The sequence below is a fragment of the Psychrobacter sp. CX21 genome (assembly GCF_057396255.1).
The window spans coordinates 50,911-64,704 of the sequence record NZ_JBXYJG010000012.1 but is presented as its reverse complement, the minus strand read 5'-3'; the positions used below and the strand labels follow the sequence as shown (position 1 = coordinate 64,704).

Genomic DNA, 13,794 nt, shown 5'->3' with positions numbered 1-13,794 from the left:
TAATGTTTTGGATAAATGATCAATAAAGCCTATAAGGACCACTGAATAACCATGACAATACCGACGCCAAATATTAGTCTGGCTCAACTAGTTGAGTGTATCGCTTTAGAACAACCGGTTATAAATAGTGAAGAGTTTACACCGCAACAAATGGCGCGGACGATAAATGGTATCGGTAGCTTAGATAAAGCTAACTCAGATCAGTTAAGTTTTTTATCCAACAAAGCATATGCGGATGCATTACCAACGGCCAAAGCAGGTATTATTTTAGTGTCTGCTGATCATCGTGATAAGGTTCCAGCAGAGAGTATTGCGGTTGAGGTAACCTCTCCTTATTTGGCCTATGCAAGTGTTACTCATTTGCTCGAAGCCACGGTTAATCCTGCCTCTGCTTTGAATGAAGCATTTATTCATCCCACTGCTATAGTGGCTGAGACGGCTACTTTAGGTAGCAGTGTGCGTATTGGGGCTTACTGCATTGTCGGCGAACATTCAACCATTGGTGATGGCACACGTTTGCAGTCACATGTTCATATCGGTGAGTACGTTAGCATCGGTAGAAATTGCGAAATTTACCCGCACGTATACGTCGCTTACCAGTGTGAAATAGGTAATGACGTGCGTATTCATGCAGGGGCTAGTATTGGTTCTGAAGGTTTCGGATATGCACCTAAAGCTGATACCGCTAGTGAGGGATGGGTACGTATTGTCCAACTTGGTAAAGTTATCATAGGGGATGGGGTACGTGTTGGTAGCCAAACTTGTATTGATCGAGGTGCGGTTGAGGATACGGTAATAGGCAATCATGTCATTATCGATAATTTAGTTCAGATTGGTCACAATACTGTTATCGGTAATGGTAGTGCGTTGGCAGGCAACGCAGGCTTAGCGGGTAGCTCGATACTTGGTAAACGCTGCATGATTGGCGGCGGTGCAGGCGTAGCGGGTCATCTTACTATCACCGATGATGTTGTATTGACAGGCATGACAATGGCAACTAAAACGATTGGTAAGCCAGGGGTTTATTCTTCAGGTATTGGTGCGATGCCTGCTCATGAATGGCGTCGTTCTTTAAGTCAGCTTAAACAGTTAGGCAAACGAGATGATAGCCAATAACTCATTTTGAAGGTGTGTTGTTTTCATGAATCAAGATAATAATAAAACAGTGAAAGCTTCTGATATCCAAAATCCAGAGTCAGTCCTTGAGTGGATAATGACAGAGGAAGATAACGCCGAGCTATTAAATAAAAATATTCAATTGCCCTTATATTACGACAATATCAAGCGCTATTTGCCCCATCGCTATCCTTTTATGTTGGTCGATAGAGTAACACAATGTCGATCTGGTGAATGGATAATAGGTTATAAAAACGTGTCGATTAATGAGCCCTTTTTTCAAGGCCATTTCCCTGAGGAACCTATTATGCCTGGGGTTTTAATTGTCGAAGCGATGGCGCAGGTATCTGGAATATTGGCTTTCATTACCGATAACACAACCGCTGAAGATGGCTTTATGTTTTTGTTTGCCGGTATGAATAAAGTTCGCTTTAAACGCCCTGTCGTACCTGGAGATGTGTTGACTATAACTTCAAAGCTCATAACTCATAAACGTAATATATATAAGTTTGAGTCTAAAGCACTTGTTGATGGTAAAGTCGCCGCTACTGCTGAGTTGACTATTAGTCAACAACCGTGCTAACGACATCACTTATAACCCTCTATAGCACATAGTTTTCAACGTATAATGCGGTAACTCTAAGCGGTTAAATAACCTCAAAATTTATGTGATTCTTGCAACTCCTTCAACTTCCAAACAGGTTCTGTAGATGACACAAATACACCCAACAGCTATTATTTCAAAATCTGCTGAAATCCATGAGTCTGCTCTAATCGGGCCTTACTGTATAGTGGGTGATAAAGTCACCATAGGTGCTGGAACAAAGTTATTACGTCATGTCGTTATTACCAAAAACACCCGAATTGGTCAAAACAATGAAATCTATCAGTTCGCCAGTATCGGAGAGGATTGTCAGGATCTAAAGTATGACGGTGAGGAGACATGGCTTGAGATAGGAGATAATAATTCAATCCGCGAGTCTTGTAGCTTTCATAGAGGCACAATACAAGATAAAGGTATTACCAAAATTGGCAGTAATAATTTATTTATGGTGAATACTCATATTGCGCATGATTGTGTGATAGGAAACGGTAATATTCTGGCCAATAACGTTGGTGTTGCAGGTCATGTGCATATAGGCAATGGCGTTATTGTCGGGGGTAATGCAGGTATTCATCAGTTTTGTCATTTGGATGATTTTTGTCTGGTCGGTGGCGGTAGCATTATTTTAAAAGATGTCGCCGCTTTAACGCTTGTATCAGGTAATCCTAGCAAAGCGCATGGCTTGAATATTGAAGGTATGCGTCGAAAAGGGTGGTCAAAACAAACGATTAATATTTTACGCGATGCTTATAAGCTTATATTTAAATTTGGAAAAACCACCACGCAAGCGATTGAAATCCTAAAGACAGAGTACTTACCGCATGAGCCTAAGGTGCAATTGCTTATCAATTCATTAGAAACAAGTAAACGAGGTATTACCCGTTAACATCTAAAGATCCCCTAAAAGAACCTTAATTTTATATTAAGGTTCTTTTTTTTATACGAATATTAAACTAATTATTTTAAAATTCATTAACACTTTTATAGAACTTAATTCAATCGATATGATTGGAAAGTTTACTATATTGAAATTTTTTCTTTAAGGATTGATTGACTATATAACTTGACTTTTATAAAGCAGTGAATGAAACTACCTAGTTATATAAGTTACATAAAATAATGCTAGAGTAACTTACTGTAACTCTCTTATGTTTAATAATTTATCAATAATTACTTTGGTATAAAGAATACAACTCGTATTTATTATTTGAATACAATTAAGGAGCCTTAAATGGCGCATCAACAAGCAAAACGAGAAAATTGGTCAGGAAGATCTGCATTTATTATCGCAGCGATCGGCTCTGCAGTCGGCTTAGGAAATATATGGCGTTTTCCTTATGTGGCTTACGATAATGGTGGTGGGGCATTCATGGTGCCTTATTTAATTGCTTTATTTACAGCGGGGATACCCTTACTATTTTTAGATTATGTTGTCGGTCACAAATACCGTGCTGCAGCGCCACGTGCTTACAAGAAAATGGTTAAATCGGCACAGTTTGTTGGCTGGTGGCAAACCCTCGTCTCTTTGGTTATCGCGATATATTATGCAGCAGTTATTGTTTGGGCGGGCAGTTATATGGTCTTCTCATTCGGTCAAAAATGGGGAGAAGATACCACGAACTTTTTCGTCAGTGACTTTATTCACCATACCGGTGGCTTAAGTGCTGAATTTGTACCAAACATGTTCATTGGATTGGTGATTGTATGGGTATTAGCCTACCTTATTATGGCAGGTGGTATTCGTAAAGGGGTAGAGATAGCTAATAAGATTTGTATTCCATTACTGCTAGTCTTATTCGGTATCATGGTATATAAAGCGGTTAATTTACCCGGCTCAGAAATTGGTTTAAATGCATTTTTTGAACCAAATTGGGAAAGAATGAAAGACCCTAGTGTGTGGTTAGCGGCTTATGGACACGTATTTTTCTCGTTGTCTGTTGGCTTTGGTATTATGGTAACCTATGCGTCCTACCTTAAAAGAAATACAAACCTAACCGGTGCTGGCATGGTAGTTGGTTTTGCCAATTCATCATTTGAGTTATTTGCTGGTATTGGTATTTTTGCGGCTATTGGCTATATGGCACAAGCAACAGGACAAAATGTAGCTGATGTGGCAAGTGGCGGTGTTGGTTTGGCCTTCTTTGTATTTCCTAAAATCATATCTACAATGGGTTCGGCAGGTGATATGGTTGGATTCTTATTCTTTGGTTCATTAGTCGTTGCAGGTATTAGCTCTCTTGTCAGTATTCTAGAAGTTCCTATTGCAGCTTTCCAAGATAAATTCGTTTGGTCACGTAGAAAGGCTGTGAGCGTTATCGTAGGTATTGCTGCTATTATATCTATTGCTGGTTTTTCAACCGGAAGCTCATTAGTCTTGGTAGACGTCGTCGATCATTTTGCAAATAATATCGGTATTGTTGCTGGTGGCTTAATGTCTATAGTTTGGATTACTTGGTTTAATCGTCGTAAGATACCGGGATTACTGGAGCATATTAACCGCGTTTCTAGTATTAAACTAGGTGGTGCTTGGGTATTTATGTTGACTGTTATTACCCCAACAGTATTGTTCATAGCGCTGGGTATGAAGCTAATTGGCTTAGTCCAAGAGCCGTATGAGGGTTATTCAACCGCTATTCTATTATTATTTGGTTGGGGTGTGATCGTATTCTTCGCTTTAGGTGCTATAGTACTTAGCAGTATTAAAGGCAAAAATGACGCAGAAGACGATAAAAATCGTACTTTAAATTAATTGCCCTCTATTTAAATAAATAAAGCATAAATAAATCGCGAATTATATTAGCGAATTAAATTTGAATACTGTTCTTTGGAGAACGTAATGACAACTTCAGCAATCATATTTATGATTTTCTCAATGGTTTTAATATGGGGCGGGTTGATTCTCGCTACCATTCATCTGATGAAGAATCCGGATATCTCTATGGATAAGCTTCCGGATGACTATTAATATTTAGGGGCTGTATATAATTGATTCATGGGACTGTCAGACTGATGCAAAAATTGCCCCAAACGTTGTTGTAAACCTAGCTAAGGGCCAATACGCTTCGGGCATTACCGGCGGTTTACGCCTAGTTTGGAACACAGCGTGGATTAATTGGTAGCTATCAGCAGTCCTAATTAAGCAATTCTATACAGCCCCTAATAGTTTCAAAGATAATTTTGAAATCATAAAAAGCCGCCAACTGTATTCAGTTGGCGGCTTTTGAGTATAGATTAACTCAATAAATTAAAAACTTAATAGTTTATAGACTAAGAAATCTAAAATGGTTACAAGGCAACAGAGTGCAAGTACTACTAGAGTAGGCTAAGCGATGTTAATATCGAAACCGTTTAGTATTTCGTTGATTATATTTAAGTATTTGTTTCACGAATTATATTCAGCATACGACGCAATGGCTCTGCTGCGCCCCATAAGAGCTGATCACCAACGGTAAACGCTCCTAAGTACTCTGGTCCCATATTTAGCTTACGTAGACGACCTAGAGCAACGGTAAGCGTGCCAGTTACTGACACAGGGGTCAGGCGCTGCATAGTCGCGTCTTTATCATCCTCAACAAAATCCAACCATTCATTGCCGCTGTTTTTTAGCGCTGCCTCAATTTCTTCTAAAGGAATATCTTTTTTAAGTTTGATAGTCAAGCCTTGGGCATGACAACGCATAGAGCCAACTCGCACACATAATCCATCAATAGGGATAATGTCTGCACCTTCATTATTAAGGATTTTATTGGTCTCAACCCCGCCTTTCCACTCTTCACGAGATTGTTTGTTTTCAAGCTGACTATCAATATACGGAATCAAGCTACCCGCTAGTGGCACACCAAAATATTGGGTAGGGAAGTCCTCACTACGCTGAGTATTTGCTATTTTTTTATCAATTGCCAATATCGCACTTGCAGGATCAGCAAGCTCATCAGCGACTGAATCTCTTAGAATGCCCATGCCATTGATAAGTTCACGCATATTATTAGCACCTGAACCACTTGCTGCCTGATAGGTCATGGCCGATACCCATTCAACCCAGCCACGGTTAAATAGCTCACCGATAGCCATCAACATTAAAGAAACTGTACAGTTACCACCAATAAAGTCTTTGGTGCCATTTGTAAGTGCTTCATCTATAACAGAGCGATTTACAGGGTCTAGAATTATGACGCTGTCATTTGCCATACGTAGACTACTTGCAGCATCTACCCAGTAACCATCCCAACCAGTCTCACGTAGTGGACCATTTACGGCGTCGGTGTAGCTACCGCCTTGACAAGTTATGATGACATCACAAGCACGTAAGGCATCTAAATCGTGTGCATCTTTTAAGGTCTTACTGTCTGTAGACGTGATACTACCGTCAAAAGTAGGGGCGTCACCACCAGCGTTACTGGTTGAGAAAAAAATAGGGGTTATACCCGAAAAATCATTTTCTTCTACCATGCGCTGCATAAGTACAGAACCTACCATGCCGCGCCATCCAACTAGACCTACTGTTAACTGACTCATTACTTACCCCTTTTATTGAACTGAAATAACATTATAATCGCTAAACTTCGAAATGTTGCTTTAAATAACGTCTGATTAGCCATTTATTCTTTTCAAAGGATGACTATTTCTTATAGGATGATTATAACTGTTGTAAAATATGTTTATTGTACGCGCAACCGATTACCTTGCCTTTATATTACGCAAAATGCAATAGATAGATGAAAAATATTTAAATTAAATAGCAATATTTTACTTGCTTCTCTATTACAAAATATTATCGCTTAACAAAGTTTATTTTGAGGGATAAGCAATTAAAAAGTTGACTTTCAGTTTTTGAAACTTAACAGGATTAGTATGATAAAGTATTGCATCGATTTTTCTTCAAAATTGTTTGAGATGTGTTTGATAACTTGTACCTATCTATATCCTATATCATAAGTTGGTTTAAACTATGCTCGATATCATATATTTGATTCTTCAAATTCTTGCTGGTCTGGTGATATTTGTCAGTGCCTGGGGATTGTTGCCATTTGATCATTGGTGGGTGCGTGGAGTTGATTTTCCAAGAATTCAAATATTGGTACTTGGTTTTATTGGATTAATAGGACTGTTAATTTTCGTACCGATATGGGGACTTATCGATCTGTTATTAATAACAGGCTTAGTAAGTGCAATAGCTTTCCAGCTACGCATGGTATTACCGTACACACGATTGTGGAAAAAAGAAGTCAAAGAAGCTGCCCCTCAAGAAAACCCTGTACAGCTCAAGCTCATGGTATCTAATGTACTCACCCCTAATGACAACACCGCTGCTTTAGTTAATTTAGTTAAGCAAAGACAGCCTGATGTTTTGATCACACTGGAGTCAGATAAGAAATGGCAAGATGCTTTGAGCGCGATTGAAACAGATTATCCATACACTGTAAAAGTACCACTGGATAATTTATACGGTATGCATTTATATTCTAAGCTTGAGCTTATTAATCCTCGAGTAAAGTTCTTATTAGTAGATGATATTCCCTCAATTCACACTCAGCTGCGCTTACGTAATGGGAAGGTTATATGGCTATATTGTCTACATCCCATGCCACCAAGTCCCACAGAAGCGGACAAATCTACCACGCGTGATGCCGAGCTATTGATGGTAGGACGCCATATTAAGGAACACGGTCAAACGGCGATATTGGCAGGTGATTTAAACGATGTGGCTTGGTCTAAAACTACCCGAATGTTCCAGCGTATTTCGGAGCTATTAGATCCACGCGTCGGACGATTCTTTATCAACACTTTTCATGTCGATTATCCTTTTTTGCGCTGGGCGCTAGATCACATCTTTCATAGCGCTTGCTTTACGTTAGTGGATATTGAACGATTACCTTCAATTGGGTCGGATCATTTTCCTGTTTTAACTACCTTACAATACGAACCTTCCTCCAAGAATGAGCAAGAACAAAACGCCCCAGTGGCTAGTGATCAAGACAAACAAAATACTGAAGATAAAATCGAAGAGGGTAAGGTTGAGGGAATAAAAGAATCATCAAAACGTAGTAACAAAGACTTAGATACGGTGCCAGCAGTATCAATCGCGATATCGCCGCAATAACTCGGCAATAACTTAACGTAAATAGTGAGTTAAGTTAATAATGAGCCTGCGAAATTCAATTATGTTTAAAAGAACAGCTTGTATTGGATAAATACTATGAATTTCAATAGCTTAGCGGTGTAAGCATTTACTTACATTAAAATGAGTTTTTTGCTGCTAGTCACTCATTAAGCTTAAGCATACAATAGGCTCATCAACACATGGATGTCAGGGATAGCAGTGTTGAATTAGCAGCATAATTTATAGATGAAGCCATCTAGCTAAGCTTAACTAAATGACTTTATTGCCCTGTAAGGTTATATATGAGTTTAGTGTTATGGAAGCTAATACGACTTAGGATGAGTCTAAATATAATAACTATAAAACGCGCCTAAAACCCAAGTCTCTGCCCTAGACTTGGGTTTTTTCTTGTCTGGATTTTAATATGTTGCCTATTCGAAAGTTGGCTATACAGTCTGTATCTTTAAAAGTTTATATTATGATTAACTTTGCAGATTTATCCCTATAGTGACTTGAAATTATTTATACGGGTTATAGGCCAGACTTTGGCAGCTTCTTATATCACCCAGTTATTAGCCTGATAACAACCATATAGCAACGAGTAAGCAACTAATTTGCTCAAAACACTTATCTTAAACCTATTGATTTATCCTTCAAGCAATACACTTATCTTAAACCTGTTAATTTATCCTTCAAGCAATTCATCTGAACGATCATTTTTAACCTCAATCTTAGTCTTAAAAGAGTCAGTCGTATAAGATTTAAGCTGCTTTGACTCGTATAATGTCGTATAAACCTCAAGGGTTTCTTTAATCATTTGTTGGATGGTGAATTGATCGGTGATGTAGGGTCGCATGGCATTTTCTAACTGATTGCTAATCACCTTACATAGTGCAAACGCATTATAATCTCGTACCAAACCTTGAGGGTATAAAGGCTCTAAAATCTCTGTAAATGCCGCTCTGTTCCAGCCAATAACAGGCGTACCTAAATGAACAGCTTGAATAATATTAATACCAATAGATTCAGGCTGATCAGCAAGTGCTAATACCACATTAGATGCTGCTAACCACTCACGCATATCATTGCGTTTTGTTCCAATAAAAGTAAAGAAATCATAGAGCTCTAATGCATTGATACGCTGTACAAACTCTTCATGCAGCACTGAGGGTTTAGACTCTTCATCCATGATAATAACATGTATATTGGGGAACTCTTCTTTTAAGTTGCCAACCACGTCAATCAGCCATTCTTGACCGTATTCTGATCCAATAACGGTGGGAAATAGTAGCCATTTTTTATTTTCAAGTTGCGGATATTCGGCGAATGTACTACGAAGCCAATATACTGACGGATTGTGACGATAGGGGAATTTGCGGGTATCAACTCCGCGGTATATACGAGTAATCACTTTGGGAGGCATTTTAATTTCATTCAGCGCATTTAGCAAATAGTCTGTCACGCTGTCAGAAACTGTAATAACTCTATCTACATTTAAGATTGCCCGAGAGTAGCCATTAATTGGATAAAAGCCATACATGGTCGAGACAAGCTTAGGCTGTGTTCTTAATTTTGCGCCCCTTAATGCCCAACGAAGAATCCAAGCAGGGGTTCGTGAGTGTATATGAATTATGTCTGGCTGGTGTTGCTCAATTAAGCGGCGTAGCGGATAAATCTGACGCAGTGCAAGCCATGATTTTTTTTCAATCGTTAACTGATGATAGATGTTGCCGTCACGTTCTAAACGTTTAACCAAGTCATTATCTTCATTAGCAGCTGAGACGATAATAGAGGTGTATCCGCGCTTTACCAGCGCACGACCCAAATGGAATATTCCCCGTTCGGATTCATCGTGCTTTAGGGAGGAGAGCAGACGCATAACTTTCATAATAGTAACGATGCTTTTTAAATAAGTATGGATGTATTAGATATAGAACTGCGCATTTATTTAATCTATATATATAATGGCAATATAGTCAGCTAAATAAAGCTTCACTCAACTTGAATATAATAGCACTTTATAAAAGCTGTGCGTGCTTTTCTGTATAATTGTAATATTGAAAAATTATTTTCTGAGCAGTTTTTATTCTGAATAAATAATAGTCTGAACAATTTATACAGCAAATTATTAAAACAATGCAAAGATCTGTCTTCATCTAAAATCAGCGTTTTTTAGCTAAGTGTTCTGCATTAGGTAGTACCTGTTTTTCACTTAAATACTTCCAGTAGCGCTGCGGTAAATACTGTTTATGGAGTTTGGGGTTTTTACGCTCTTTGATATTAACATTCGTAAAATATCCTTGCCAAAATCTCTGATATTGCTGTTCTTGTTCACTATAAACACTACTTGGATTAGAGATGACGCCGTCATCAATATCCGTAATAGTTTGAAGGGGAGCAGGCTTAGTAGCTGTAGATAACGTCATGTCAAAAAAGATACCATAACTTCGACGTATATCATATATTGCCCAATGCTGGTCTTGATACCTCTGGCGGAAATGTTCACCTATGAGAGGTAACACATTAAAGTCAGGTTCTACGCGCGCAAAATAGACATCTTCAGTTGTATGCTCAAACCGAACAAAAGCTTCCATACGGTGCTTTTCCCGGCCAACAGATTTAACGGTTTGAGCCAGCTCTAACACATCTAAATTACCTAAATCCTGTAATACTTGACGCTGTGGATAGTCGATAGCGTACTTCACGACACTAAACAAAGTAGAGCCTATATCGATTTTTTCAGATAAAAACCCCCATAACAATTGACGCATTCCTCTTCGGCCAAATAGAGCATTTAGCTTTTTTAACACACGTGCGGATTTGATGTCATCAAGAGGCGCATAGACAGCAGTATCAATTAATGAGGGCGTATAATCACTTTTATCAATAAGCTTTAGGTAGGACGCATGCTGAAGCTTATGCTCATAGATATAAAACACAGCGCTGAGCCAACCCTCAAAGCTTGGCTCATAAACAATAATAGTTGGTTCAACATGAACAGGCAGCTTTGAGTTCGCAGCTTTGTGTTTGGACGATGTCCTACTGTTTGATGACGTATCTTTGATCGATGATGCACTACTGGACGATGAAGCACTACTGGTTGATGATGCACTAATGGTTAAAGAACCAAAGTTTGACGCTGTAGAGTTATTCATCGACACCTCGTTGTATAGTGAGTCTGTATTGCTAAATTCTGCTTAAATAAAGCCTGTATAAATAGAGTGCGATTGAAATAAAAGCTGGATTAAAATAAAGCCAGTTGTCCACTACGTTCATCGTTAAATTTGGTTTGGGTTTGCGCCAACACGTATTGTCTAAAGTTATCACGTGTAAGATGAGCTAAATGTTCATTCTTCCCTGAGGTTGCGATAAAGAACTTAGCACGATTAACCGCAGCGCCCATTTTCTTAAGGTGATCTAAGGTGATTTGATTAAATTTACGTGCTTTAACGATTTTTATAGCTGTCTTGATACCTATACCCGGAATACGGACGATAGCTTCATAGGGCGCTTTTTGAATGTTAACCGGGAAGTGTTCGCGATGACGTATGGCCCACGCAAGTTTTGGATCGCATTCTAAATCTAAAAAAGGGTCGTCTGGCTCTACAATTTCATGCGCTCCAAAGCCATAAAATCGCATTAACCAGTCCGCTTGGTATAATCGGTTTTCACGCACCATAGGCACAGGCGTACCAATTGCAGGCAAGCGGCTATCCGACAACATGGGTACATAGCCTGAATAATAAACACGTTTAAGGTCATACTTTTTGTAAAAATGACTGGATAATTGAATAACTTGCAGATCTGTTTCGTTACTGGCACCGACAATCATTTGGCTGGTTTGCCCAGCAGGGGTAAATTTAGGGGCAGATTTGTGCTTTTTACGACTCTCCTTAATCGTAATAATTTCTTCTTTAACCGTCTCCATTGGAGCTTTGAGCTCATCATGGCTTTTTTCAGGTGCCAATAGTGCCAAGCCAGACTTGGTAGGGATTTCAATATTTGAGCTGAGTCTGTCGGCGTATAAGCCTGCTTGGTACAAGAGCTCTTTACTTGCACCAGGAATGGTCTTTAAATGGATGTACCCATTGAAGCGCTCACGCGTACGTAATAATTTGGCGACTTCAACCAGTCGCTCCATAGTGTAATCACCACTTTTGAAGATACCAGAGCTTAAAAACAATCCTTCGATATAGTTACGGCGATAAAACTGCATAGTAAGTTCAACCACTTCTTCAACAGAAAAAGCAGCGCGCGGCGTATCATTACTACGTCGAGACGTACAATACGCACAATCGTAAATACAGTGATTGGTTAATAAGATTTTGAGTAAACTAACGCAGCGTCCATCTTCGGTATAGCTATGACAAATACCTGTTTTGGAGGCATCGCCAAGACCACCGCCTTGATTCTTACGTTTGCCGCCTGATGATGAGCATGACACATCGTATTTAGCGGCATCTGCAAGTATATTTAGTTTACCTTGAAGTCTTTCATAATTGATTGTAGCCATAAGCATTTAAACCAGTTACCAATAGATGGATATCATAGCAAATATTAGGTTAAACGTATGTTATAAAAGGGTTTAGATGGTTTATAAACGACGGTGAGTGTCGTGAGAAAAGGTATAAATTGGTAATGTAGTCTATAAAATTACATTTAAAGCATGCGTCTTTAGGGATATGACTAATAGATTTGGTTTTAAAAAAATATTATGCAATTAATTAGGGGCTGTCTAGAATAATAGCTATTTAGTATTATGTGTATAGATAGACATGAGTAAACCAAACCCAGCCATTAGAGTAATCACCGCAGTACCGCCATAACTTATCAAGGGTAGAGGTACGCCAACAACCGGTAAGATTCCGCCTACCATACCAATATTAACAAAGATATATACAAAAAAAGACATGCTAATAGCACCTGCTAACAAACGGCCATAGGTATTGAGATGAACGGCAGCAATATACAATGAACGGACAAGTATACATGCATAAAGAAATATCAATACACTCACACCTGCCAGTCCAAATTCTTCTGAAAATGCGGCAATAATAAAGTCTGTGTGTCCCTCGGGCAAAAATTCTAACTGAGATTGGGTGCCTTCTAGATATCCTTTACCCGTCAATCCCCCTGAGCCGATAGCAGTCTTTGATTGAGTGATGTTCCATCCTGCTCCTAGTGCATCGGCCTCGGGGTTAAACATGGTCATTACCCGCTGCTTTTGATAGTCGAGCATATAAAAATTCCAACCTGCCCATCCAACCGGAATCATTAAACCAATCGCTGAACCGATAATCCACCAAGGTAAGCCTGATAGAAACAAAACAAATATTCCACTGGCCGCAACCAATAGAGAGGTTCCTAAATCAGGCTGCTTTGAAATAAGTAGAGTAGGTACCAAAATAATAACAAGGGTAGTTGCCACTGAGACTATATTAGGTGGTAACTCTCGCCTAGATAAATACCATGCACACATCATAGGTAGCCCAAGCTTCATAAACTCAGAAGGCTGTACGCTACCAAAGCCTGGAATCCTAATCCAGCGCTGTGCACCCATCCTCACTTCACCAATCAGCTCTACAACGATCAGTAAGAAAATACCTAAGATATAAAAAATAGGGGTAAAGTCACGGTATACCCCAGGCGGTATTTGAGCCATGCCAATCATGACGCCAAAGGCTATACCATAACTGACCATTTGGCGGGTAACCATAGAAACATCTTGTGTAGACGCACTATATAAAATTGCCAACCCAATAAAACAGATGGTTAATAATAGGATCATTAACCAAGGGTCTATATGCACCCGTTCCCAGATGCTTACCGTATCATCACGACCAAAGTGATGAGATTGTCTAGAAAACCGATAATGCTGTTGCTTTGACATAGGGGAAAGTTTATATTGAGTCAGCTTATAAAGGATGCGTAAGTCCATTCGCATTTATACGACAAGGACCGTAGGCATAAGGTG

General features: G+C 39.1%; 11 protein-coding genes. 6 read left to right on the top strand and 5 right to left on the bottom strand.

The window, feature by feature from the left end; genetic code table 11:
• Positions 1–51: 51 nt before the first annotated feature.
• The 5 genes from lpxD (at position 52) to AC2SLP_RS08205 (ending at position 4,685) form a co-directional block, all read left to right on the top strand.
• Positions 52–1,116 carry a UDP-3-O-(3-hydroxymyristoyl)glucosamine N-acyltransferase gene (gene lpxD, locus AC2SLP_RS08225; protein WP_486536190.1) on the top strand — a complete coding sequence of 355 codons (1,065 nt, stop codon included), beginning with the start codon at positions 52–54 and terminating at the stop codon, positions 1,114–1,116.
• A 97-nt stretch (positions 1,117–1,213) separates the two neighbouring features.
• Positions 1,214–1,699, top strand: a complete 486-nt coding sequence (gene fabZ, locus AC2SLP_RS08220; protein WP_486536220.1) for a 3-hydroxyacyl-ACP dehydratase FabZ — start codon at positions 1,214–1,216, stop codon at positions 1,697–1,699.
• A 127-nt stretch (positions 1,700–1,826) separates the two neighbouring features.
• Complete coding sequence (gene lpxA / locus AC2SLP_RS08215; RefSeq protein WP_486536189.1) at positions 1,827–2,606, top strand: acyl-ACP--UDP-N-acetylglucosamine O-acyltransferase; 780 nt, start codon at positions 1,827–1,829, stop codon at positions 2,604–2,606.
• Between the two features lie 345 nt (positions 2,607–2,951).
• Positions 2,952–4,469, top strand: coding sequence for a sodium-dependent transporter (locus AC2SLP_RS08210; protein ID WP_486536188.1), 1,518 nt, complete (start codon positions 2,952–2,954; stop codon positions 4,467–4,469).
• An 87-nt stretch (positions 4,470–4,556) separates the two neighbouring features.
• Positions 4,557–4,685 (top strand): methionine/alanine import family NSS transporter small subunit, encoded by a 129-nt coding sequence (locus AC2SLP_RS08205; protein WP_486536187.1) that lies wholly within the window; start codon positions 4,557–4,559, stop codon positions 4,683–4,685.
• A gap of 404 nt (positions 4,686–5,089) precedes the next feature.
• Here AC2SLP_RS08205 and asd read toward each other — a convergent pair whose 3' ends face one another.
• Positions 5,090–6,235: an aspartate-semialdehyde dehydrogenase gene (gene asd / locus AC2SLP_RS08200; protein ID WP_486536186.1), complete on the bottom strand. Its 1,146-nt coding sequence runs from the start codon at positions 6,233–6,235 to the stop codon at positions 5,090–5,092.
• Between the two features lie 433 nt (positions 6,236–6,668).
• Here asd and AC2SLP_RS08195 point away from each other — a divergent pair, with 433 nt between their 5' ends.
• Positions 6,669–7,820 (top strand): endonuclease/exonuclease/phosphatase family protein, encoded by a 1,152-nt coding sequence (locus AC2SLP_RS08195; protein ID WP_486536185.1) that lies wholly within the window; start codon positions 6,669–6,671, stop codon positions 7,818–7,820.
• A 685-nt stretch (positions 7,821–8,505) separates the two neighbouring features.
• Here AC2SLP_RS08195 and AC2SLP_RS08190 read toward each other — a convergent pair.
• The 4 genes from AC2SLP_RS08190 to rodA all read right to left on the bottom strand — a co-directional run bounded on the left by AC2SLP_RS08190 (position 8,506) and on the right by rodA (position 13,710).
• Positions 8,506–9,708 carry a glycosyltransferase gene (locus AC2SLP_RS08190; RefSeq protein WP_486536184.1) on the bottom strand — a complete coding sequence of 401 codons (1,203 nt, stop codon included), beginning with the start codon at positions 9,706–9,708 and terminating at the stop codon, positions 8,506–8,508.
• Positions 9,709–9,982: 274 nt separating this feature from the next.
• Positions 9,983–10,975, bottom strand: coding sequence for a TIGR03915 family putative DNA repair protein (locus AC2SLP_RS08185; RefSeq protein WP_486536183.1), 993 nt, complete (start codon positions 10,973–10,975; stop codon positions 9,983–9,985).
• A gap of 89 nt (positions 10,976–11,064) precedes the next feature.
• Entirely contained in the window at positions 11,065–12,333 is a 1,269-nt protein-coding gene (locus AC2SLP_RS08180; protein ID WP_486536182.1) for a putative DNA modification/repair radical SAM protein, read from the bottom strand.
• A gap of 234 nt (positions 12,334–12,567) precedes the next feature.
• A complete protein-coding gene (gene rodA, locus AC2SLP_RS08175) occupies positions 12,568–13,710 on the bottom strand; it encodes a rod shape-determining protein RodA (protein ID WP_486536181.1) in 1,143 nt (380 codons plus the stop codon).
• Between the last annotated feature and the right edge of the window lie 84 nt (positions 13,711–13,794).